The organism is Paraglaciecola sp. 2405UD69-4, from assembly GCF_047525415.1.
GTDB lineage: Bacteria > Pseudomonadota > Gammaproteobacteria > Enterobacterales > Alteromonadaceae > Paraglaciecola.
Map to the genome: position 1 here is coordinate 1333749 of NZ_JBLIXM010000001.1, position 23337 is coordinate 1357085.

Below are 23337 nucleotides of genomic sequence, written 5' to 3' on the forward strand. Positions count from 1 at the left end.
ATTTATTGAGTTAAATGATTAAACTCAAGTTTGACAACAAGGAATATTAACTACCACCTAGGCCAGTTAATAAAAAGTTTGATAGAAGTTTCGTTTTTGTAGAGCATCAAAAGTTAGGTCGCGAGATTCGCAGGATCATCTTGCCATACAAAAACTTATCGAAACATGTTTCGTATGCGAAGTTTCTATGTTGGATGAGGTCGCTCAGTTCGCTGGCTCACTTCACCTGACAAAAAATCTGCAAAGTGTACTTTGCAAAGAAGATTTTTTGTCCCCATCGTCTAGAGGCCTAGGACACCGCCCTTTCACGGCGGTAACAGGGGTTCGAATCCCCTTGGGGACGCCATATATCAAAGCCGCTTAAGTAATTAAGCGGCTTTTTTATTGATTTTTTACAACGAATTATTACTCTTTGTCTATTTCAGCACACTCGCTAGCCCAAGGGTGCCATATCTCACTTTTAGACCTTGCTGATTAGAGGTTATTTTGTGTAGTTATGTTCTACTTTATTGAGCAACTCAGCACTCTCTATTTGTAAGTTAACTTCTCTTTCTAATATTATTTTGCCTTCTACTGTAGAGCTGCTATCTATCTTTAAGGTTGGCGTTTGGCTATTGTTATGATTGTCTTCTGAATCCCACCAACTATTGTTTGTAGATTTAACAATGATATCTCCAGCTATTTTTGTTGCTAATTTAAGAGATATATCACCGTTTGTAGTTTCAATATCTCCATTAACCACTGAAGTGGTCAGAGTAATATCTCCGTTTACTGTGGATACCTGGTTATTAATCTGACTATTTTTTTGTATTTCAATATTGCCATTTACCGTGCTTACCTCACCTTGAACTGTTAAGCCTTCGGCAGATTTAATATTGCCATTTACTGTGGATAGTGCGGAGACTTCTACATTTTTGCCGATTTTGATACCGCCATTCACTGTGCTGACGTCTTTAGCGATAACTTCATCTTGCAATGTGATACCACCATTGATTGAAGATAAATCACCCACTTGACGCTCTTTAGATATGCTGAAGCCGCCAAAAACACTGCTCTTATCCTGTTGCTCTCCTTGGGCATTTACATGGATGATACAGCTAGATGTGCAGAGCATGATGGGAATTAAAATAGTAGCTAAGGTTAAACGAGATTTGTTCATGGTATTCCTTGTTGTTTACCGGTTAGATAAATGTTTAGCAAGACTAAGCAGAGCTTATGCCATAAGTATAACGTTATGAAAAATAAATGTTTTTTTTAATTAGGAATATTTAGACTGATGGAAAGCGTAAAAGGTTAGCGAAATTTACAAAAAATTGGTGAAAAGCATAATTATAAAAAAGCCGTCAGGTTAGACGGCTTTAAGAATAGAGTGCAATGATATGGGATTACTTTTTCTGGCAATATTGATCACCATAGTAGTTGTTTAAATAATTACACTGTAAAACTTCTTGTTTAGTTCTAGATACACTGAAACTTGCGGCTATTCTGCTTAATAAATTTTTCATGTTAAATACCTGGTTGAGTTAAGACAAAACCATAGTGCACGCCATTTTATGTTTAGTATAATTGATTGTTTTTATTATCTCATTCTAAAAAATGGATTTAGCTGCATTTTTCAATTAATTGTTGCCTAAATATATCTTTGAGCAATGTTAGTTCTTTGGTTCTAACGTAGTTAGGGCGAATGACTAAAGATATAGTTCTGTGGGGCCCAGGTTCATTTAAATGGATAGCGGTGAGTTCAGATTCATTGTGAGTCAACTGGTCTAAGGCCATTTGAGGTACAAGTGTGGTGCCTAGTTTACCTGCAACCATTTGAATTAAGGTATGTAAGCTTGCAGAATCAAAGTCTGTATCTTGTTTTTTGTTTTGTAAACTGCACGCGGCTAAGGCATGCTCTTTTAAGCAATGGCCATCTTTGAGCAGCATTAATTTATCTATTTCTAGCTCTTCACTAGTAATCTCATTTATTTTATTAGGACTTTCATCCTTGTGACAAACCCAATAGAAATCTTCTTGCCAAAAGTCAAAGCCCATTAAGCCATCAATTGGATAGGGTAAGGCCAAGATAGCTACGTCTATTTCTCCAGTACGGACTTTTTCAACAAGTATATGGGATTGGTCTTCTTGAATTTTTAATTTGAAATCTGGGTATTGCTTGCGGACTTCTGGTAGGACTTTTGGTAGCAAATATGGGCCTATGGTAGGAATAACCCCTATTGTCATCGGGCTAGCGAAAGGCTGTTTATTACTTTGTGAAAGTGCGACTAGTTCATCAACTTCCAATTTAACCTTTTTAGCTTTATTAAGTATGGCTTGGCCATCTCCTGTGACTAATACGTGTTTATTATTACGTTCAAAAACAGAGAAGCCGAGCTGTTTCTCAAACTCATTAATTGCGGTACTCAGTGCCGATTGGGAGACATTGCACATTTCGGCCGCTTTTTTGAAATGTAAGGTTTTTTCGACTGCTAATGCGTAATTAATTTGTTTAAGTGAGATCATACTTCTGATTATTTGTTTTATTGAACATTATAGTAATTTTAACCAGTATTTTAGGATTAACTAGTCTTTATTATTTATACTGCTGTCCTAGTTTTAGGAGATGGAGTTTATGTTTTTATACAGAGTCCCTAGTAGATAGATATGTAATTAAATAGGGGTGCCAGTGTTTATTAGAGCTTAGGGAGCTGGTGAGTTATTTGTGATTCTGTTTTTTAGAATGTAAAAATCAATTTAACCAAATTTACCAATATATAATTTCCACCTAATATACATCCATCGAAAGCAAACAGGCTTTTGAAACTTAATTAAATAATAGAAGTTACATTCTAAATAAACGAGGAAATACAAATGGCTCAAATCGGCAAAACTATACCAGAATTCACAGCGCAAGCATTCCATAACGGCGAATTTGTTGAAGTAACATCAGAAAGCGTAAAAGGTAAATGGTCAATTTTCTTATTCTACCCAGCAGACTTTACATTTGTATGTCCTACTGAACTAGAAGACATGGCTAATCAGTATGAAGAGCTACAAAAGCTAGGTGTTGAAGTGTATGCAGTATCTACAGATACTCATTTCTCTCACAAAGCATGGCATGATTCTTCAGATGCAATTGGTAAAATTCAATTTCCAATGATTGGTGACCAAACAGGTACAATCACTCGTGGTTTTGATGTAATGATTGAAGAAGATCACATGGCACACCGTGGTACTTTCTTAGCGGATCCTGATGGCGTTATCCAAGTTGCACACATTCATGCTGGTGGTATCGGCCGTAGTGCTAAAGACATGGTTCGTAATGTTAAAGCTGCACAATATGTTCGTGAAAATGACGGTGAAGTATGTCCAGCTGCTTGGGAACAAGGTGAAGCTACATTAACACCAAGCCTAGATTTAGTTGGTAAAATCTAAGCCTAACGAAATAAGTTTTAAACCCCTATAAAAGCGAGTTAATAACGAATGTTATTAACTCGCTTTTTTTTGCCCAGAATTAATTAGCGATATCAGTCCAAAACGTAGAAGCGCTAAAAGTAACAGAGCTACTATTTTACAATCCAATAAAACGTTCAGTATTTTAGAATATTAACTTAGATTTTATTAATTTTATTAATCAAAGACCTTTCCTTAATATAACCACATCGAAAGCAAACATGCTTTCATCAATTAAATCAAAGGGTAAAACTATGTTAAGTAACGATATTTTAAATGCACTAAAATCTTATACTCAAAATATGACGAATAAAGTTTCACTGGTTTTACAAACTGGTGAACAAGAAAAACGTGCTGAATTAAAAGAGTTTTTAACTCAATTGTGTTCAGTATCTGACAACCTTGAGTTAGTCGAGCGTGACGAAAGCCTACGCAGCCCTATTACTTTTTATTTAGAAGTAGAAGGTAAAAATAACGGTATTCATTTTTCTGGCATTCCAAGTGGTCACGAATTTAACTCACTTATTTTAGCGATTCTACAATCATCAGGCACAGAGCTTAAGCTTGATAAAACCTTAAGAGGCATGATTGAAAAAATCCAAGATAAGTTACACTTTGAGGTGTTTATTTCTCTGAGCTGCCACAATTGTCCTGATGTAGTGCAATCGTTAAATCAGTTCGCTTTGTTAAACGAACAAGTTAGTTCAGAAATGATCGACGGCGGTTTGTTTCAAGACTTGATTGAAGAGCGCAATATTCAGGGTGTACCAAGTGTGTACTTAAATGGTGAGTTATTCGCTAACGGTAAAATAGATACTGCACAATTGGTCGATAAACTTATTGAGCGTTTCCCTTATATCCTTAATGCAAGTAGCTCTGAAAAGTTACCTTTACAAGATGTTACTGTAATTGGTGCTGGTCCAGCTGGTGTGGCATCTGCTATTTATGCCGCTCGTAAAGGTTTGAACGTGACTATGATTGCAGACCGAATTGGTGGCCAAGTGAAAGATACAGTTGGCATTGAAAATCTAATCTCTGTTCCCAAAACAACTGGTACCGAGTTAACAGGTAATATGCAAGCTCACATGAGTGATTACGACATTAACATTAAAGAGTTTTTACGTGTCGATAAGATTGAGCAAAATGCAGATAACAGCAAAGGCCCAAAAACCTTGTACTTGTCTAGTGGTGAAGTAATAGAATCGAAAACTGTCATTATTGCTACTGGTGCTAAGTGGAGAGAATTAGGCATTCCTGGAGAGAAAGAGAACGTAGGTTCTGGCGTTGCATATTGCCCTCACTGTGATGGTCCATTCTTTAAAGGCAAAGACGTCGCTGTTGTTGGTGGTGGTAACTCGGGAATTGAAGCTGCCTTAGACTTAGCTGGAATGGTTGATCATGTTACTGTTTTTGAGTTTTTACCGGACCTAAAAGCTGACAAGGTATTGGTAGACAAAGCAGAAGCACATGACAAAATTACAATCATCAAAAATGTTGCAACAAAAGAAGTGATTGCAAAAGATGGTAAAGTGGTTGCCCTTGCCTATGAAGACAGAGTAACAGGTGAAGTAAAAGAACAAGCTTTATCGGGTATTTTTGTGCAAATAGGTTTAGTACCAAACAGTGACTTCTTAGACGGAGTAGTTGATAGAACTAAGCACGGTGAAATCATTATTGATGAGAAATGTCACACCAGCACTCCTGGTATATTTGCAGCGGGTGATGTGTCAACGGTTCCTTATAAGCAGATTGTTATTGCTATGGGTGAGGGCGCTAAAGCTTCGCTATCAGCCTTTGATTACATCATCAGAGAAAGTTAATTTCATTGATACTATTAAAACACCTGAGCTTGCTCAGGTGTTTTAAGTTGTTCGGTTTATAAGTAAATAACGCAAATTATGCGCTTTCATGCGCAGTTTCCTTGAATTTTCCTTCCATATCGTACATCTTGCTTGCCTGTTTTTATAAGCTAATGAGCGTTCAAGCATGTTAACCAATACCCAAAAAGCTGCCTATCAAGAAACCGGCTATCTCGTTTTAGAAGAATGTTTCTCAGCAAGTCAAATGGAAACTTTAAAACAAGCCGCATTGAAAATAGTGGACGACTTTGATCCAAACTCCACCCGTTCGGTGTTTTCTACCCAAGATCAAACTAAAACCAGAGATGATTACTTTTTGTCTTCTGGCGACAAAGTCAGATGTTTTTTTGAAGAAGATGCTTTTGATGAAAAAGGAGAATTGAAACAAGCTAAATCTTTAAGTATTAATAAAATTGGCCACGCTCTACACACGCTTTCACCAGAGTTTAGAGACTTTAGCCACAACGAAACTATCAAAAACATTGCTATGGATTTAGGACAACAGAAGCCTCAAATTCATCAATCAATGTATATTTTTAAACAGCCTAAAATTGGTGGGGTGATCCGTTGGCATCAAGATGCGACTTACTTTTTAACGGCTCCCATTTCTGTTATTACATTTTGGTTTGCTGTAGAAGATGCCACTATCGAAAATGGCTGTTTGCAGGTTCAATCTGGAGGTGATCCGATACCGCTTAAAGAAGTATTTGTTCGATATCCAGATGATAAAACCGAGTTAAAGCAATTGCATGACATGCCTTGGCCAGAAGATAGTTGTGCTAAACCTTTAGAGGTTAAAAAAGGATCCTTAGTCGTATTTAACGGAGAGTTACCCCATTTTAGTGCCCCAAATATCTCTAATAAATCAAGGCATGCTTATACCTTACACATCACATGTGGTAACACTGAGTATGCTACAGAGAACTGGTTACAAGCTAAGCCTAGCTGTCTGTGATTTCTATATTCGGTAATAAATAATCTAAGGATATAAGTGGTTACGTTTTGAGTCTAAAACTAGATGTAAATCCTGTAAGATAGAGTAAGTATTAGCAGTAAAGGTTGAGTCGGTAGGAGGCTTAGTGTTTCAACTAGAAAAATTTAGTTTAAAAGACAAGGTGTCAGCTGAAGAATGGCAAGTCAGGGTAGACTTAGCAGCATGTTACCGTTTAGTGGCAGAGCATCGTTGGGGAGATTTAATTTATACTCACATATCAGCTCGAGTTCCAAATACTGACCATTACTTAGTAAATGCATTTGGGCTAACCTTTGATGAAGTTACTGCCTCTAACTTAGTGAAGGTAGACTTGCATGGAAATATCCTAGATGGGTCTCCTTATACTATTAATCCCGCTGGTTTTACTATCCATAGTGCCATCCATGAAGTACGCCACGACGCCCAGTGTGTGATTCATCTGCACACTAAAGCCACTATTGGTGTAGCTACGGTTCGTGGAGGGTTAAAGCCTTGGAGTCAATATGCAATGTTTTCTTTGGCGTCACTTAGCTATCATGGCTACGAAGGCTTAGCTGTTAATGCAGAAGAAAAGCAAAGGTTACAATCTGACTTAGGTTCCACTAACCACATGTTGCTGCATAATCATGGGGGGCTTACGTTAGGGCCAACAGTAGGTGATGCGTTTATGCGTTTTTATGACTTACAACGTGCCTGCGAAATTCAAATGGATTTATTGCAAAGTGGGCAACCAGTAATTGAAATACCTCAAGAAATTGTGGACGGAATTCAACAGCAAGCTAATGTTGTCCACAGTGGTGAAACCGGTGGCCAGAAAGCTTGGCCTGCTATGTTAAGGCGGGTTTATAAACTTGACCCTTCTTTTTGCGAGTAACTAAATTACTCCTTGTTCAATTTATTAAAGCGTTAAAACAGGACTTATAAATGAAAATTACCCGTGTTGAAATTTTCGACATTCACTGCCCTAAGCGGCCACCTTGGAACCCAGTGTTTATACGTATTCATACAGATGAAGGTATCTCTGGTGTTGGTGAAGCAGGCCTCGCTTATGACTTAGGACATAGTGCTGCGGCTCATATGATTAAAGAAATAGCCGAAGCTATGTTAATTGGTTTTGACCCAATGAATACAGAATTACTCTGGACTCGGATGTTACGAGAGAGTTTCTGGGGATTAGGAGGCGGCCCTGTTTTATATTCAGCAATGAGTGCAATAGATACAGCCCTTTGGGATATAAAAGGTAAGGCCTTTGGTGTTCCTGTTTATCAATTACTTGGTGGTAAAACTAATGGCAAGTTAAGAACCTACGCCAGCCAATTACAATTTGATTGGGACAAAGAGTGCACTAAGCTTACCCAGCCAGAACAATATGCAGAAGCTGCACTTAAAGCGGTAGCAGAAGGCTATGATGCCGTTAAAGTTGACCCTATAGTTTATGATAAAGATGGCAACTCTTCTTTTGATCGCACTAAGTTATTTACTAAACCTCAAATGAGATTATTTGGGGATAGGTTAAGGGCTATCCGCAGCGCGGTAGGTACAGACGTTGATATTATTTTTGAATCACACTCCTTAATGGGGGCTGCTTCTGCTATTCAAATGGGTGAAGTTATTGAAGAAGTTGGCTGTATGATGTACGAAGAGCCAGTAAACTATCTGAACTCAGCAGTACACAAAAAAGTAGCTGAAAATGTCCGTGTCCCTATAGCTGGTGGAGAAAGGCTTTATCATCGTTGGGATGTACGACCTTATTTTGAAGACCAAAGTATAGACGTGCTACAGCCTGATGTGGGCTTATGTGGTGGATTTACCGAGACTAAGAAAGTTTGCGACTATGCAGATGTTTACGATATTCGAGTACAAGCCCATGTTTGTGGTGGCCCAGTTGCTACAGCGGCGAGTTTACATTTAGAAACCGCCATTCCAAATTTTTTAATTCATGAACACCATACCTATGCCATTAAAGAATGGAACCGTGAGCTATGTATTCAAGATCCGCAACCTGTGAATGGCTTTTTTGAGGTATCAGAAACACCAGGCATAGGTATCGAATTAAACGATGAGTTGGTGTATCGCTCCCCTAATATGGAAGTGAAGTAACACACTAGTTAAAATGCTAGATTAGTCATACTAAATCATGCCCTAGGAGCCGTGGCACTAGGGCGTTTTACTTTATAAGGTTTTAAGTATGTTCTGTATTGTTAGTGGAGGGGGCGTTTTTCCAGCTCGATACGCCGAGAATTGCTTAAAATCAACGTCTAGCCATTTTTGTTGCTTCATAAAATCTAAATGAGGCTGAACATTGAGTTTAGTGATAAGTTCAAACTCATAAGGGCTAGTGTGAGATGCAAATCTATCTATGCCATGTTCATAATCTACGATATTGGTAATCGCAATTGCGCCCATTAAAAAATGACCACCCATCGAAGCTGTAAGCTGCCCTGTTTTGATTGTTTCTAATACTTCTGGAAGCCAATCAAATCCACCTATTACTTTTGGTTTCTTAAACAATAGTTGGCTTTGCTTGAGTACCTCTAGTGCTAGCTCATCACTTGCACACCAAAAAACATTGGCATCGGGGTAACGATTCATCATCAAGGCAAAGTTATCAGTAATATAGGTTGGGTCCCAATAGGTGGGAAATATTTGATTTAGGCGCTTGTCATTTAATTGCTCAAGCTCAGTTAATACTAGATGTCTGGATGTGGATAAACTGGCAAAATCACCGCCTAACCCAATAATTGATGCTGGGCGCTCGGGGGTATTTGCATGGTGTTCTTTTATTAGGGTATCCAATAGTAATTTTCCACCTTTGACATTGTCAAAAGCAACCTCACCAATCCAGTGTTTATATTTTTGTTTTGGTCTTTGTATTGTTAAAGCTTCGTCACCGTATACGACACTTTCTAAAGTTACGAACTTAATACCACTTGCCTCAATTTTATCAAAAATAGTAATCGCATTACCGTTGAAAGGGCGAAAAATTAAGTAATCTGGTTTTGTTTTACTTGAGGTGATTTTTTCAATTATCGCTAGGGTCGCAAACCTGTCTTCGCCCCCTGTTACAATTTTTAATTCAACATCTAAGCTCTTGGCTACTGCCTCACTGACTTGGTTAACTAACTCCCAAAATACCCAGCCTTGTTTATCAGGAATGACCATGGTGATAGTGGTTGCGTATACTTGCTGGGAGACTAGCATTATGAGTACGCTGATTAATATTTTAATGTGTTTCATCAATAATCTATTTAGTGAGCTTATTGTTTGTCATATTAATAAACTAAAGCTGGGTAATTAATTGGCCTATTTGTGCCACTGTACCAGTTTATTTTATTTGATTACAAATCAGAAAGTCGAGTAACTGCTAAAATAGTGAGCTTTGACTGCTGCTACTTTAATTAAGTGTGGTTTCTCTTTATTTCCCTTAGTAATTTTAATGATATTTGTTCTTTGTTATGTAAACAATGAGCAGAAATTGAATCGTTAATGCCACGAGAAAAATACCACTATGTTGATAAATCCCCGCAGCAATAAAACTGGATAAGGCAACTGCGCCGTTTAACAAGGCGTAGGGTAATTGTGTTCTGAAATGCTCAAATTGATTACAGTTTGAACCGGTTGCCGATAATATTGTGGTTTCTGATATAGGAGAGCAATGATCTCCAAATAACCCACCAGACAAAACTGCGCCCATACTCACAAATAAAGGCGCATCAATAGCAAATGCTGTAGGGATAACTAAAGGTAGCATTATTGCAAAGGTTCCCCAGGAGGAGCCTGTTGCAAAAGAAATAATGCCAGAAAATATAAATGCGACTGCAGGAAGTAGCCAATATGGAAAGCCACGCTGAGCCTGCTCAGCGATATATTGTGCAGTACCTAGCTCTTTACCAAGGGAGCTGAGAGTCCATGCTAGGGTCAGTATAATGGCTACCTGCATCATGTTACTCATTCCATTTAAATACATGGTGATACTAGTATTGACGCTACGTACCTTGTACCAAGCCATGAGTCCTATAAGTGACAATGCAGCTAAAAAGTAGGCACTACTTAATGCCGCCCTAAAGGCAGAGCCAGGAACACTTTTAAAAGGGAAGCCCATTGGCACTAACATCATAGCCAAAACAATTGCCATGACTGCTAAGGGAATAAATACAAATGACGCACGGGCATTTGCGTGGGTAAATGGCTGAATTAATGGAGCTTCCTCACTTGGTTTTGGAGTTGGTTTTTTATGTAGAGCGCCATTAGAGATTGAGTCTGATGAATTAACATGTTTTGGTAAGCAGTTTTGTTCAGCTGCCGCCATAGGTCCAAAGTCTTTATTTCGCCATACAAGTAGCGGCACAATGAAGATGGCTAAAATCGCATAAAATTGAAATGGGATAGTGTGAATGAAGGCACTCCATGCAGACAATGACTGCTCTGCACTGTCAAACTCTTTCTGCATAAGGCCCATAATGTAAATTCCCCAACCAATAAAAGGGACTAATATCGCAACAGGAGAAGCTGTAGAGTCAATAATAAAAGCTAGTTTTTGTCGAGATATATTTAACTTATCAAATAATGGTCGAAATACTGGCCCAACAATTAATGGCGTACCAAGATCAGAGTAGAATATAAAAATCCCCCCAAACCAAGCTGCCATTTGTGCGCGAGCGCGGCTGTTTATCCACTTCATAATATTTGTCGCAAACGCCGGGCCACCACCTGACTTTTCCATTAAGGCCACAAAACCTCCTATGAAAACCATTAACACTATAACCCCTGCATTGTAGCTATCTGTAATAGTTCCCACTAGGTGGGTTTTTACCAACTCTGATAGTACAGTTAACGGATTAAATCCATTGAGCATGACCACTGCAGTTATGACGCCCGTAAAAAGACCTATCACTACGTTTCGCGTATAAAGTGATAAAACTAGGGTGAACACTATGGGTAAGATGGAGCTGATGTCAGGTGAAGTCAAAGTATAAAATCCTTACTTTGGGAGTAATAATGAACTATATCTAGAAAAAATTTGTGTCGATTTGGCAATGATATCACCACAGGTCCATTAGTTTTTTTCTTTTTGCTATTAACTGAAACTTGGGGTGCATTAGCATTTTTGGTAAGGGCTTTGCTTCAAAATCTACAAGCATAAAGATCTAGTTATTCAAAAATTACTGGCTAGGTAAAAATATAATAAAAATAGAGGGTTAACCATGTTTCAACGGGATATTAAACGTAGGCAGTTTATACAAGGAATAGGGGCGGGTATGGCTTCAGCTTCTTTAATTGGTTGTGCTCAAACGCCAGCAAAACCTAGCTTTGAGCGACCATTTTCACGAAAACCTTTGGTTGCTCCAAAAATTGATAAAAACAATATTGTTACCCAAGTAGTAGGTCATAGGCCTTTTCGGGCTGAAGGGTTTGTGGTTCGCAGTGAGTCGTTTGGTGAAAAAATTCTAGTGCACAACTATGGACATGGTGGAGGGGGAATTACCCTATCTTGGGGCTCTTCGGCCTTAGCAGTAAATGAAGTTAACAATCAACAAAACAAACATGCTGCTATCCTAGGCGGTGGCGTTATGGGGTTAACTACCGCAAGACTATTACAAGAAGCTGGATGGAAAGTCACTATCTATACCCGCGAAATGGCAAGACATACCACATCTCAAGTAGCTGGAGGTGAGTGGGGGCCTTATAGTGTGCATGATCCTAAAGTCTCAACAGATGCTTTTAAGCAGCAATTACAGTTAGCTGCAAAAATTGCCCACGAAACTTTCGCTAGGATGGTGGGAGATGATTACGGTATTCAGTGGATGGAGTTATATACAGCCAGTGATGAAAAGCCAAAAAATGACTCACCTTTTAGCCAATATTACCCCTACCGAGAGACTTATGGGCCAAATGCACATCCGTTTCCCACTAAGTATTGCACTGTATCAGCCACCATGCTGGTAGAAACAACAACGTTTTTACGTAGCTTAATTCGGGATGTGCGATTAGCGGGTGGTGAGTTTGTGATACGTGATTTTAAAGGCCAGGAAGAGTTACACACACTACCTGAGCCGGTTGTATTTAATTGCACTGGGTTGGGTTCACGTTCACTATTTGGAGATAAAGGGATCACTCCAGCGAAAGGGCAATTGATATTACTGCCACCGGATCCTGCTGTGGATTATCTCACTGTTGGTGGCGGTACAGGCTCGCTTTATATGTTCTCTCGCAATGACTACATGATTTTGGGGGGCACCTTTGGCCTTGACGATTGGTCAACAGAGCCAGACCCAGAAGAAACAGAAAGGATTCTTAAGGAAAGTCAGCAATTTTTTGCTGGATTAGGGTAAGTTGCCAAAAGCTAACTGGGATTTCAAAGGGCTAGCGATCATAAGCTAATCCAAAGGATTGAAAAAGTTAAAAGGCCATCGATGGGGTACATCAATGGCCTTTGGCATTTAGTTATTAGGTTATCAAATACTTAATATTAACCGTTGCGGTAAGTGTAGCTGTATCCATTTAATGCAGGTGCTCCGCCTAAGTGGGCGTATAGTACTTTTGAGCCTTCAGGGAAAAAGCCCTTGTGGACTAAATCAATCATACCTTGCATAGATTTTCCCTCGTAGACCGGATCTGTGATCATAGCTTCGGTTTGTGCAGCTAAACGAATTGCTTCATTTGTTTCCTGGCTAGGTACGCCGTACGCAGGGTAGGCATAGTCAGGGTTGATATGAATATCTTCATCGGTAATTTCTTGGCCTAACTCGATTAAGGCAGCGGTTTTACGGGCAATGTCAGTGACTTGTGCTCGGGTTTGCTCGATTGTGCCAGATGCATCAATACCTATTACGCGATTAGCACGGCCATCAGCTTTAAAGCCTACTATCATGCCGCCTTGGGTTGAGCCTGTTACCGCACAGACCACAATATAATCAAACTTGAATCCAAGCTCTGCTTCTTGTGCACGGACTTCTTCTGCAAATCCAACATAGCCTAAGGCTCCAAACTTGTGTACCGAAGCGCCTGCAGGAATACCATAAGGTTTACCGCCATTGTCACGTACATCTTGCATTGCTTTTTCCCAGCTATCTCGAATACCAATATCAAAGCCATCATCGACTATACGAGAGTCCGCGCCCATTAAACGCGTCATTAATATATTACCAACTCGGTCATATACTGCATCGTCATGGGGTACCCAGCTTTCTTGAACTAAGCGACATTTCATACCAATTTTAGCTGCGGTCGCTGCCACCATACGTGTATGGTTAGACTGCACGCCACCGATTGAAACTAAAGTATCAGCGCCAGAGGCGATGGCGTCAGGCACTATATACTCAAGCTTGCGTAGTTTATTACCACCCATGGCTAGGCCAGAATTACAGTCTTCTCGCTTAGCATAAATCTCTACTTTGCCACCTAAAGCCTCTGTTAGTCGTGGTAAGTGCTCGATAGGGGTTACACCAAATGTAAGTGGGTATCGTTCAAATTTCTCTAAAAGGCTCATAGTTAGTCTCTCTGCTTCATAAATTGTATTGTTTGTTGTAGAGCATCCGATAAGTGCTTCTTTAACACTTGGGTCGCTACTTGAATGTTGCCACTGTTGCAGGCGTCTAATAATTCCCAGTGTTCGTCTTGTGACACTGAGTTGTATTCCATGTCTTTTAAATAAAGTAGGAGGTATCGCGACACGTTGTTGTGCAGCATAGAAATTGTTTCAAGCATTTTAGGCATGGCTGCAGCTCGATAGATCCCCGCATGAAATTCCCAGTTCAGTACCGCCCAATCCAGTGGATTGTCAGAAGACTCTATGAGTTTTAGTGCTGTTTCAGCGGCAATTTTGTTGGCAGGTTTGAAGTTTGGTATGGCTCGTTTGAGGGCTATTTCTTCTAACGCTAATCGCATAGTGTAGATTTGCTCTACTTCACTAATTGATAACTTTGAGACTATTGAGCCTCTGTTGTTTAAAAAAGTGACTAAGCCTTCACTTTTTAATTGGTATAGCGCTTCTCGCACGGGGATTTTACTGACTTCAAATTGCTTCGCTAATGCATCTTGTTTTAGTGCTTGGCCACTTTGATAATCGCCCACAATTATAGCGTTACGCAGTTGCTCTGCGATTAGCTCTGAGGTGGTTTGGGTTTGTTGTTTTATTGTGCTCATGAATAGATAGTATAATCGTATACGATTTAGATCAATGCTTAAATTTAAAACTGCTAACTCAAATTCAACATTAAGAGTAGCTCGTGCTCTAAGTCCGGATGTTTACATCTCGGTGTTAATTTTATCTGGGTAATATTGTTTTTTAATTTCATCTGGGTAAAATTGTTGGTGTTTTAATCAAATTAAGGTGCTTACAGATGCAATACCTAGCCATTTACGGAAAAACAGTGCTAGCTAAAGGTTCGCTGGAACACATTATTAAAGAGGTAAAGGCACTCGAGCGAGATATAGAAGCTATGGTGTTTGAAGTTGAAACTTGTCGTAGGGTCGAATTTAGTTGGCATGGTGATTCTCAAAATGTCTTAGAAAATGCCCTTAAAGGTACAGGGAAAGTAAATAAACCCGGTCGCCCTAAGCTTGGGGTTAAAGCTAAGGAAGTCACCCTGCTGCCTCGACATTGGGAGTGGTTAGCAACCCAAAAAGGGGGAGCTTCTGCCACTTTGAGACGTTTAGTTGATGAGGCTCTATCTAATGCGTCAACGGAAGATATCATTTGTACTAAACAGCAACAGTTAGACAAATTTATGATGGCTTTCTTAGGTGACGAAGCCGGTTATGAGGAAGCAAGCCGCGCCTTATACCGAAACAGTAAAGTTGGCTTTGAAGCGGCAATTACATCATGGCCATTAGAGATCAAAGAGTTTGTTTTAGATAAATTTAATCTCATAGCAGATTTACATAATGGTGCTAATCCTCATGAGTGATACCCAAAATGACAATAGTTTTTTAAACGCACCTTTGCCAAGGGTGTTTTTAAAGACGGCTGCTCCTATCATCTTAATTATGTTAGTTAATGGCTCATTCTCTCTGGTTGATGCCTACTTTCTTGGTGTCTATGTGGGGGCTGATGCTCTGACTGCTGTGACCTCTATGTTTCCAGCCTTTATTATGATGGTTGCTCTTTCTACGTTAGTGTCGAATGGCTTTGCTAGTTTGATGGCAAGACAATTGGGAGCTGGCGAGCAGTCTCAATCATTTGAAACCTTTTCCCAGGCCATCACCCTATCTCTAGTGGTTTGTTGTGCGCTTATTTTGCTTTTTGCCGCTGGTGGTAAGGTGCTTACATTATCTGTAAGTCATGGCTCTCAAGTGATTGCTGATATGAGTTATGAATACATGGCTATTCTCGTCTTTTTTTCACCTTTTGTGTTCGTTTTAGGGATCAATGGTGACAGTTTAAGGTGTGAAGGCCATGTATCTTTTATGGCAGTAATTTCTCTAGCCTCTGTGCTGTTAAATGCTCTGTTTAATTACGTATTGATAGTTAAACTACATTGGGGAGTGGCGGGTTCAGCATACGGTACAGTGCTAGCTCAGGTGACGTCTTTATTGGTGATTTTCATTTATCGAAAATATCAGTCTCGAGGTATTAAGTTACAAGTTGTGCAGTTTTCGCGGTCTCGACAACATTGGTCGACATTTTTGTCTTTAGGTGCACCATCTAGCTTGAACTACATTGGCTTAGCATTATCTTCTGGGGCCATATTGTATAATTTGCAGGTGTGGGACGCAGGCAATTACGAAGCAACAGTGGGAGCCTATGGGATTATAACCCGTTTAATGACCTTTATATTTTTGCCGCTCTTGGGGTTGAGTATGGCTTTTCAAGCTATCGTGGGAAATAACTTTGGTGCAAATGCCCTGACTAGAGTGAACACCAGTATAAAAATTGCGCTAGTTGTCTCGTTTATTTACTGCGTGGTTTTACAGCTAATAGGCTTAGTATTTTACAAAGATTTAGGCTCGTTATTTGTAACCGATCCTTATGTCGTAAATGAAGTGGCGCGTATTTTTCCATTTACTACCTTAGGGCTGTTTTTAATGGGGCCCCAGATGATGCTTAGTATGTTTTTTCAGGCTATAGGTGATGCTAAACGAGCTGGGATTTTAGGCGTTACTAAGACCTATGCTTTTTCATTACCTTTAATTTTTATTTTGCCTTTTTTCTTTAATGAATGGGGTATTTGGTATGCAGCACCAGTTACTGAAATGTTAGCTTTGTTGTTGACCTTAAGTGTTTTAAAACTCAGTAGTAGTGATGAAAGGGTATTCGGATTGTTTTTTAAAAACACTTAAAGTGAGTGTTCTAAATAAAAAAGGGGCCTTGATTACAATCAAGGCCCCTTTTTTGAATCACCGCAAACTTTTAAGCTGCGTTTGCTGAACTTGCGTCTTTTTCATCAACAAGCTCTAGGTTTTTATCAAGTAACTCTAGATCAAAGGTAAACTCATCTACACGAATTGCCACTTTGCGTTTCTCATTGTAATCCAGCACCAAGGCAACTTCTTCAGCTGTTAATTCACCAGCTGCTTGCAGTTTACCGATAGCGTTTTCGAATGATATGAAAGGTACAACGGGAACTTTACGAAGTGCCTTTTGTATTTTCTTAAGCTGTGGCATAACGGCGTGCTTGGCTTTAAAGGCTTGCTCGTTTATGTCATTGCCATCACCAGGAATCACTTTTACCAAGTGGGTTAGCTGAGCTTTTATGCTCGAATCTTGCATAGAGGCAGTAGATAATTTTCTTTTAAGATCATCTGAAATACCTTTGACAGACGAAGTATAAGTGTTCGTCAATAACCTCATTAAACCTCTTACTGGTGTATTCGGGAAGTTTGCAATAAAGTCATTTAGTGCAGTTTCACCTTTATTTAGACACCACTGAATAGCGTATTCAAAGTAAGGTAGTGCTTGGTGACGACTTTCGACTCTTTGCTCATAAAAGCGAACCACTGCCATAGCAGCGTACAAATAGCTCATCACATCACCTAGGCGCGCAGATAGCATTTCAGCTTTCTTCAAATCGCCTCCTAACACTAAAAGGGATAAATCTGCCATAGGAGCTAGTTTTGCAGCCAGCGAGTTCATTCGCTTCTCGTACTTACGCACCTCAGGGAAAGCAGACTCTGCACCTCTGGTAAATGGTAGGTAGCTCTTGGTTAAGCTGCGTAGTGCATTTTTAACACTGAAGCTCACGGTTTTACCCAATACTTTGTTGAATTGAGCATCGGCATCTTTATCTTCACTATGAATTAAATCAACCATTTCTTTTAAGTGAGGATGACAGCGCATGGTCCCTTGACCAAAAATCATCAAGCTACGGGTAAGGATATTTGCACCTTCAACCGTTATACCGATGGGTTGGGCTGCATAACCACCGGCTAGGGTGTTTTGTGGCCCTCGTTGAATGGCTTTACCAGCTTGAATATCCATAGCAGAGTTGAGCACATCTCTTCCTAGCTCAGTCATATGATACTTCGCCATAGCTGTGACTACGCCGGGCTTCAAACCTAAATTTAAACCTTCGGTGGTGAGCACTCGCATGGCTTCTAATACAAAGGTTTTACCAGCAATATCAGCTAACTCTTCTTGTATACCTTCAAAACGTCCGATTGGTACACCAAACTGCTCACGTACAAAAGAATATTCAACTGTGGACTTAAGTGCATTTTGCGCTGAAGCTACGCCCATTGCCGGTAAAGATATACCACGACCTGCACCTAGGCATGCAACCAGCATTTGCCAGCCGCGGCCAATGTTCTTTTGTCCGCCAATGATAAAGTCCATTGGAATAAAAACGTCTTGCCCACGGGTGGTACCATTATAAAACTTCACACCCATAGGGTCGTGACGGTTGCCTAGCTCCACTCCAGGATGAGATTTAGGAATAAGGGCACAGGTAATACCTAGCTCAACTTGATCACCTAATAAACCGTCAGTATCAAATACTTTAAATGCTAAACCTAACACAGTGGCGATAGGGGCAAGTGTGATATATCGCTTATCCCATGAAACTCGTAAACCTATAACTTCTTCACCTTCCCACATTCCTTTAGTCACAATCGCCGCGTCTGGGATCGCACCTGCGTCTGATCCTGCTTCTGGACTAGTTAAAGCAAAGCAAGGAATGTCTTGGCCTATCGCTAATCTTGGTAGGTAATGGTTTTGTTGCTCAGGTGTGCCGTAATGCATGAGTAATTCACCAGGACCTAGTGAATTTGGCACCATAACAGTAACAGCTAAAGCTCCGCTTTTAGTAGCAAGAGTGGCAACTATGGTTGAGTTGGCGAAAGGAGTAAATTCTAATCCACCGAACTTTTTGGGAATGATCAACGCGAAAAACTTGTTAATAGACAAAAAGTCTAAAATCTCTTGTGGGATATGTTTTTCACTTTGTAAGGCAAAGTCATCGACCATTTCTAGCACTTGTTGAACAGGGCCATCTAAAAATGCTTGTTCTTCTGCACTTAATTTAGCCGAAGGAATACTTCTTAATGCTTGCATGTCAGGTTTACCCTGATAAATCGAAGCATCTAACCAAACGTCACCAGCTTCTAACGCTTCTTGTTCGGTAATTGAAATTGGAGGTAATACTTTTTTAAGGCTTGTTCTAATACTCATTTTGTCTCATCCGCTCATCTGACCAGTTAAGTGTTATAATACTGATTTCAGAAAAAAGATCAAAATTCTTTAAAGATTTTATTTTTGTTGGCGTCTTAAATATTTAGATGTCAGATAACAAATAGGGGAAACAATTCTTTATGGTTGGCGAAGTTTATTTATCAGATTGACTAAGCTCATTATCTATTGTGCTTTAAAGTTTCTGTGGGAATATGAGTCATATTTTCCAGTGGTAAAAAATCTGCTATGGTTCTATTTGCTGACATATGGACGGTATCTTTGGTAGAAATTTTTGAAAGTAGGGACGCAAGCTTCCTAAACGCTGGTTGACCGAATTACGGCGATTAGTTACAAACTAAACTACAGATTAAAAGAGAGTAGCTAACATGTGTCGTCGTCTAGTGTTCTTGCTATTAAGTAACATTATTTTTAGTCAGATTGCCTTAGCCAGTAATGAGGTAATTAAGGCATGCGGCCATCATGACTATGCTCCCTGGAATTCTTTACAAAGTGATAAAATTGTTGGGCTTTGTGCTGACATAGCTACGGAGTTATATCGAAGGATTGGGTACGAGGTAGACCTAACCTATATAGGCCCATGGAAGCGTTGCCAAAAACTTATTGAGAATGGGGCAGTAGATATGAATATTTGTTCTTTTAAAAACTTTACTAGAACTGAGTATTCTGTGTTTATGCCTCATCCTATTGCCTCTAACGAAAATGCGCTATTTATAAAAGCTGACTCGAAAATTGGCCATCAAAGCCTAGCTGATTTAAATGGGTTAATTATAGGTAAAGTTAGAGGCGTAAGCTTTGGGGATGAAGTTGATAACTACCTGAGCAGACATGCCATATTAGTGGTTGTAGAAGATTATTCCAAATTGTTTAAAATGCTCTTGTTGGGACGAGTTGAGGCATTTATATTTAGCCGTGAGTCGGGCAAAGACTTCATAACTAAACACAATTTACAGAGTAGAATCACAGATTTACCTAAGCCAATAGTTATAGGTGACTTACATATCTCTTTATCAAAAAAATCTAAACATCTAGCAACTGTTAGTGATATTAATAGAATATTTTTAACAGATGACTATCAAAAGTGGCAGGCTAAGTTGTTTGATAAGTACCAATACAGCCAATACAATACCCTTAATTAAATTTGGAAATCTATAGTCTATTGAAAGACTTAGATAACTATGTTTAGTATTGTAGGTGATGCAAGTAGGCTCAGTTCGCCTCCTCGCAGTGATTATAAGCCCCTATATGTATGTGTTCTACTATCATCTTATTTCCCTTAATTACAAAAATAGGTTGCATGTTAAGTGAAAAGCTCTTGGTTAAATATCCCCATTACTCACCCAAAACTAGTTTTGATACTTGGTTTTTTAGTTATCGTCGCTTCGGCATTGGGGGCTAAAAATTTATATTTTAGAGGGGATTACAAGGTGTTCTTTGAGGATGAAAACCCTCAGCGAGTAGCATTTGAAAACATGCAGAACATTTTTAGTAAAAATGATAACGCAAGTATCATTATTGCCCCTAAGTCCGGTGATGTATTTACTAAAGAAACACTAATATTAATTCAAGAGTTGACCGAAGAAGCTTGGCAGACACCCATGTCAACACGAGTTGATTCGCTTACTAATTTTCAGCATACATGGGCAGAATACGACGATTTGTTAGTTGATGATTTGGTTTTAGAGCCTGCCAGTATTTCTGATAGTGAAATTGAAAAAGTCCGAAATATTGCGCTACAAGAGCCTAATTTACTTGTGCGTACAGTCTCCGAAAATTCCCAAGTGACTTCTATTAATATTACCGTGAATTTACCCGATGGAGATCAAACTTCTGAGGTGCTTGCTATTGCAGAGTTCGTAAAGAATATGACGGATTCATTTAAACAAAAATACCCTAATCATGATTTTTATCATACCGGTGTTGTTTTTATGAATAATGCATTTGCAGATTCAGCTAAACAAGATGCGACTACTCTAATTCCGTTAATGTTTGTAGTTATACTCTTGATTATGGCTGTTTTATTAGCAACAGTCTCAGGCACCTTTGCAACACTTATCGTCATAACTGCCAGTATAGTGTCTACAATGGGTTTGGCAGGATGGTTTGGCCTATTTTTAAGTACTGCGACTGTAAATGTGCCTACTATTGTTATGACGTTAGCCGTAGCAGATTGTATCCATATTATAGCTACTATGATGTTTTCTATGGGGCAAGGCAAAGATAAGACAGAGGCACTTTTATATAGTGTCCGTCTAAACGTGAAGCCAATTTTAATTACCAGTGTGACCACAGCAATTGGTTTTCTAACCTTGAACTTCTCTGATGTTCCTATTTTGGCTGATTTAGGTAATTTAACCGCTCTAGGGGTACTGTTTGCTTGTCTGTTTTCGCTTAGTATTTTACCGGCAATGATAATGTTGCTTCCTATCAAGCAGGCCACAAAGCAGGCAAACGAACTAGGTATGATAGAAAAGCTCGGGGAATGGGTAATAGGCCATCATAAAAAACTTTTGCCATTATGCTTAATTGTGACATCACTGGCGGTTGGTTTTTCTTTTAAAAATCAGTTAAATGATGTACCAACTGAATACTTTGATACAACAAGCGAATTTAGACAATCTACTGATTTTCAAGAACAAAACCTAAGTGGTATGTCTACTGTGGACTATGTCATCAGCACTGGAATTGACTCAGGTATTAATATTCCAGAAATTCTAGTAATTGTTGAACGTTTTAGTGAGTGGTTAAGAGAGCAGCCTGAAGTTGATCATGTTTCTAGTATTTCGGATACCTACAAACGTCTGAATAAAAATATGAATAACGATGATATGGCGTTTTATACACTACCTGATGATCGGGAATTAGCTGCACAGTATTTATTGATGTATGAGTTTTCATTGCCATACGGTTTAGATTTAACGAATCAGCTAGATTTGAATAAGTCTTCTACCCGGATTATGACCACTATAAAAAATCTCGGAAGTAAAGAAATAACCGAGTTTGAGCGCCGCGCACAACGCTGGTTTGAAGAAAATGCTACAGACCTTACCTTAACGGCTGGCAGTCCAAACTTGATGTTTGCCCACATTGGTGAAGCAAATATGCAAAGTATGTTAAAAGGCTCTGTTGTGGCGCTTATATTGATTTCAGGTTTATTGATATTTGCATTAAAGTCATGGCGTTTGGGGCTCATTAGTCTACTACCTAATCTCTTACCAGCTTGTATAGGATTTGGGATTTGGGGCTTGTACTCTGCTGAGGTAAACTTAGGTTTATCAGTGGTACTCAGTATGACCTTAGGCATTATTGTTGACGATACTGTGCACTTTTTAACTAAGTATGATTATGCTCGTAAAAGTGGTGAAGATGCCATAAATAGCATTAGGTATGCCTTTGCCAGTGTAGGAAAAGCGTTATGGATAACTACATTAGTTTTGGCGGCAGGGTTCTCAGTTTTGACTTTGTCTTCCTTTGCTATCAATTCTGAAATGGGCTTGTTGACAAGTATTATTATAGTGGTCGCCTTAGCTGTCGATTTTTTATTTCTGCCTGCTTTTATCATGGTGTTTGATAGTAAAAAAGATAAAAGTAGCGCTTCAAAATTTTCATAAGGATTTTATCCATGACTGATTTTCAAATTAGTATTAGGCAAACTTTTTTACTTATATTTTTGTTGTTTTTGCCACTTTCTTATTCTTATGGGCAAACTGCCGCTGAAAAAGGATTAGCAATTGCCAAAGAGCGTAAAGCAAGAGATTTGGGCTGGGGAGATAGTACTGCAAATGTCAGTATGATTTTACGAAATGGCCAAGGGCAAGAAGTTGAGCGAAAAATGCGCATGAAATCACTAGAAATAGCAGATGATGGCGATAAAGGCTTAACTATTTTTGATCAGCCTTTAGACGTAAAAGGTACTGCGTTTTTAAGCTTCTCACATGCCATTGAACCCGATGAACAGTGGATATTTTTACCGAAACGTAAGCGAGTAACACGGATACGCTCTAAAAATAAATCGGGCCCATTTATGGGGAGTGAGTTTGCCTATGAAGATATGAGTTCTTTTGAGGTTGAAAAGTATAGCTTTAAGTTGTTAAGAGAAGATAGCTTTAATGGGCAAGACACTTTTGTCGTAGAGCAAATCCCCTTAGATAAGTATTCGGGATATACCAAACAAGTGGTTTGGGTAGATAAAGAGCACTACAGAGTGCTAAAGGTGGAGTCCTATGACCGTAAGAAAAGCTTATTAAAAGAGCTTGTTATGCATGATTATAAATTATATTTAGGCAAATATTGGCGCCCAATGAGAATGGAGATGTTTAATGAGCAAAATGGCAAAAGTACTGAGTTAGTCACCCACAGTCTAGAATTTGGCGTAGGGCTTAACGACAGTGACTTTGATGAGGCAAGGCTTAAAAATGTTAGATAAAATAGGGGTTGGAGTGGCT

General features: G+C 39.2%; 18 protein-coding genes and 1 tRNA gene. 12 read left to right on the top strand and 7 right to left on the bottom strand.

What is annotated here, in order from left to right; genetic code table 11:
- Nucleotides 1-270: 270 nt before the first annotated feature.
- Nucleotides 271-346 (top strand) — tRNA-Glu (locus ACMUMK_RS05930).
- Between the two features lie 135 nt (nt 347-481).
- Here the strand turns inward: ACMUMK_RS05930 and ACMUMK_RS05935 are convergent.
- The gene (locus tag ACMUMK_RS05935) at nt 482-1159 is read right to left on the bottom strand and encodes a hypothetical protein (protein ID WP_414700191.1); all 678 of its coding nucleotides are present in this window, start codon (nt 1157-1159) and stop codon (nt 482-484) included.
- A 443-nt stretch (nt 1160-1602) separates the two neighbouring features.
- Nucleotides 1603-2505, bottom strand: coding sequence for a LysR substrate-binding domain-containing protein (locus tag ACMUMK_RS05940; RefSeq protein WP_414700192.1), 903 nt, complete (start codon nt 2503-2505; stop codon nt 1603-1605).
- A gap of 348 nt (nt 2506-2853) precedes the next feature.
- On the opposite strand from ACMUMK_RS05940, the gene ahpC reads away from it, so the two are divergent.
- The 5 genes from ahpC to ACMUMK_RS05965 all read left to right on the top strand — a co-directional run bounded on the left by ahpC (nt 2854) and on the right by ACMUMK_RS05965 (nt 8367).
- Nucleotides 2854-3417: an alkyl hydroperoxide reductase subunit C gene (gene ahpC / locus ACMUMK_RS05945; RefSeq protein ID WP_414700193.1), complete on the top strand. Its 564-nt coding sequence runs from the start codon at nt 2854-2856 to the stop codon at nt 3415-3417.
- Nucleotides 3418-3689: 272 nt separating this feature from the next.
- Complete coding sequence (ahpF, locus tag ACMUMK_RS05950; RefSeq protein ID WP_414700194.1) at nt 3690-5255, top strand: alkyl hydroperoxide reductase subunit F; 1566 nt, start codon at nt 3690-3692, stop codon at nt 5253-5255.
- A gap of 166 nt (nt 5256-5421) precedes the next feature.
- The gene (locus tag ACMUMK_RS05955) at nt 5422-6249 is read left to right on the top strand and encodes a phytanoyl-CoA dioxygenase family protein (RefSeq protein ID WP_414700195.1); all 828 of its coding nucleotides are present in this window, start codon (nt 5422-5424) and stop codon (nt 6247-6249) included.
- A 124-nt stretch (nt 6250-6373) separates the two neighbouring features.
- Nucleotides 6374-7141, top strand: a complete 768-nt coding sequence (locus ACMUMK_RS05960) for a class II aldolase/adducin family protein (RefSeq protein ID WP_414700196.1) — start codon at nt 6374-6376, stop codon at nt 7139-7141.
- Between the two features lie 50 nt (nt 7142-7191).
- A complete protein-coding gene (locus tag ACMUMK_RS05965; RefSeq protein ID WP_414700197.1) occupies nt 7192-8367 on the top strand; it encodes a mandelate racemase/muconate lactonizing enzyme family protein in 1176 nt (391 codons plus the stop codon).
- A 72-nt stretch (nt 8368-8439) separates the two neighbouring features.
- On the opposite strand, the gene ACMUMK_RS05970 is transcribed toward ACMUMK_RS05965, so the two are convergent.
- A complete protein-coding gene (locus tag ACMUMK_RS05970; RefSeq protein WP_414700198.1) occupies nt 8440-9504 on the bottom strand; it encodes an ABC transporter substrate-binding protein in 1065 nt (354 codons plus the stop codon).
- A gap of 196 nt (nt 9505-9700) precedes the next feature.
- On the bottom strand, nt 9701-11236 hold the full coding sequence (locus ACMUMK_RS05975; RefSeq protein WP_414700199.1) for a Na+/H+ antiporter NhaC family protein: 1536 nt from the start codon (nt 11234-11236) through the stop codon (nt 9701-9703).
- 235 nt (nt 11237-11471) lie between these two features.
- Here ACMUMK_RS05975 and ACMUMK_RS05980 point away from each other — a divergent pair, with 235 nt between their 5' ends.
- Nucleotides 11472-12599, top strand: a complete 1128-nt coding sequence (locus tag ACMUMK_RS05980) for an FAD-dependent oxidoreductase (protein WP_414700200.1) — start codon at nt 11472-11474, stop codon at nt 12597-12599.
- Nucleotides 12600-12736: 137 nt separating this feature from the next.
- Here ACMUMK_RS05980 and ACMUMK_RS05985 read toward each other — a convergent pair whose 3' ends face one another.
- Nucleotides 12737-13756 (bottom strand): 1-aminocyclopropane-1-carboxylate deaminase, encoded by a 1020-nt coding sequence (locus ACMUMK_RS05985; RefSeq protein WP_414700201.1) that lies wholly within the window; start codon nt 13754-13756, stop codon nt 12737-12739.
- Nucleotides 13757-13758: 2 nt separating this feature from the next.
- A complete protein-coding gene (locus ACMUMK_RS05990) occupies nt 13759-14412 on the bottom strand; it encodes a GntR family transcriptional regulator (RefSeq protein ID WP_414700202.1) in 654 nt (217 codons plus the stop codon).
- Between the two features lie 197 nt (nt 14413-14609).
- On the opposite strand from ACMUMK_RS05990, the gene ACMUMK_RS05995 reads away from it, so the two are divergent.
- Together ACMUMK_RS05995 and ACMUMK_RS06000 are read left to right on the top strand one after the other, a co-directional pair.
- On the top strand, nt 14610-15176 hold the full coding sequence (locus ACMUMK_RS05995) for a DUF2239 family protein (protein WP_414700203.1): 567 nt from the start codon (nt 14610-14612) through the stop codon (nt 15174-15176).
- On the top strand, nt 15169-16548 hold the full coding sequence (locus ACMUMK_RS06000) for an MATE family efflux transporter (protein ID WP_414700204.1): 1380 nt from the start codon (nt 15169-15171) through the stop codon (nt 16546-16548). The genes ACMUMK_RS05995 and ACMUMK_RS06000 overlap by 8 nt, the downstream gene beginning before the upstream one ends.
- Before the next feature lie 70 nt (nt 16549-16618).
- Here the strand turns inward: ACMUMK_RS06000 and ACMUMK_RS06005 are convergent, their stop codons facing one another.
- Entirely contained in the window at nt 16619-18874 is a 2256-nt protein-coding gene (locus ACMUMK_RS06005) for an acyl-CoA dehydrogenase (protein ID WP_414700205.1), read from the bottom strand.
- A 386-nt stretch (nt 18875-19260) separates the two neighbouring features.
- On the opposite strand from ACMUMK_RS06005, the gene ACMUMK_RS06010 reads away from it, so the two are divergent.
- The 3 genes from ACMUMK_RS06010 (at nt 19261) to ACMUMK_RS06020 (ending at nt 23318) form a co-directional block, all read left to right on the top strand.
- Nucleotides 19261-20031: a substrate-binding periplasmic protein gene (locus ACMUMK_RS06010; RefSeq protein ID WP_414700206.1), complete on the top strand. Its 771-nt coding sequence runs from the start codon at nt 19261-19263 to the stop codon at nt 20029-20031.
- A gap of 165 nt (nt 20032-20196) precedes the next feature.
- Nucleotides 20197-22503 (top strand): efflux RND transporter permease subunit, encoded by a 2307-nt coding sequence (locus ACMUMK_RS06015; RefSeq protein ID WP_414700207.1) that lies wholly within the window; start codon nt 20197-20199, stop codon nt 22501-22503.
- 11 nt (nt 22504-22514) lie between these two features.
- A complete protein-coding gene (locus tag ACMUMK_RS06020) occupies nt 22515-23318 on the top strand; it encodes an outer membrane lipoprotein-sorting protein (protein WP_414700208.1) in 804 nt (267 codons plus the stop codon).
- Nucleotides 23319-23337 lie beyond the last annotated feature (19 nt).

Coding starts and splice junctions, on each gene's coding strand:
- ahpC (WP_414700193.1), top strand. CDS start 2,854: ATGGCTCAAATCGGCAAAACTATACCAGAATTCACAGCGCAAGCATTC.
- ACMUMK_RS06020 (WP_414700208.1), top strand. CDS start 22,515: ATGACTGATTTTCAAATTAGTATTAGGCAAACTTTTTTACTTATATTT.
- ACMUMK_RS05985 (WP_414700201.1), bottom strand. CDS start 13,756: ATGAGCCTTTTAGAGAAATTTGAACGATACCCACTTACATTTGGTGTA.
- ahpF (WP_414700194.1), top strand. CDS start 3,690: ATGTTAAGTAACGATATTTTAAATGCACTAAAATCTTATACTCAAAAT.
- ACMUMK_RS05970 (WP_414700198.1), bottom strand. CDS start 9,504: ATGAAACACATTAAAATATTAATCAGCGTACTCATAATGCTAGTCTCC.
- ACMUMK_RS05990 (WP_414700202.1), bottom strand. CDS start 14,412: ATGAGCACAATAAAACAACAAACCCAAACCACCTCAGAGCTAATCGCA.
- ACMUMK_RS06010 (WP_414700206.1), top strand. CDS start 19,261: ATGTGTCGTCGTCTAGTGTTCTTGCTATTAAGTAACATTATTTTTAGT.
- ACMUMK_RS05935 (WP_414700191.1), bottom strand. CDS start 1,159: ATGAACAAATCTCGTTTAACCTTAGCTACTATTTTAATTCCCATCATG.
- ACMUMK_RS05940 (WP_414700192.1), bottom strand. CDS start 2,505: ATGATCTCACTTAAACAAATTAATTACGCATTAGCAGTCGAAAAAACC.
- ACMUMK_RS06000 (WP_414700204.1), top strand. CDS start 15,169: ATGAGTGATACCCAAAATGACAATAGTTTTTTAAACGCACCTTTGCCA.
- ACMUMK_RS05995 (WP_414700203.1), top strand. CDS start 14,610: ATGCAATACCTAGCCATTTACGGAAAAACAGTGCTAGCTAAAGGTTCG.
- ACMUMK_RS05980 (WP_414700200.1), top strand. CDS start 11,472: ATGTTTCAACGGGATATTAAACGTAGGCAGTTTATACAAGGAATAGGG.
- ACMUMK_RS05955 (WP_414700195.1), top strand. CDS start 5,422: ATGTTAACCAATACCCAAAAAGCTGCCTATCAAGAAACCGGCTATCTC.
- ACMUMK_RS06005 (WP_414700205.1), bottom strand. CDS start 18,874: ATGAGTATTAGAACAAGCCTTAAAAAAGTATTACCTCCAATTTCAATT.
- ACMUMK_RS05965 (WP_414700197.1), top strand. CDS start 7,192: ATGAAAATTACCCGTGTTGAAATTTTCGACATTCACTGCCCTAAGCGG.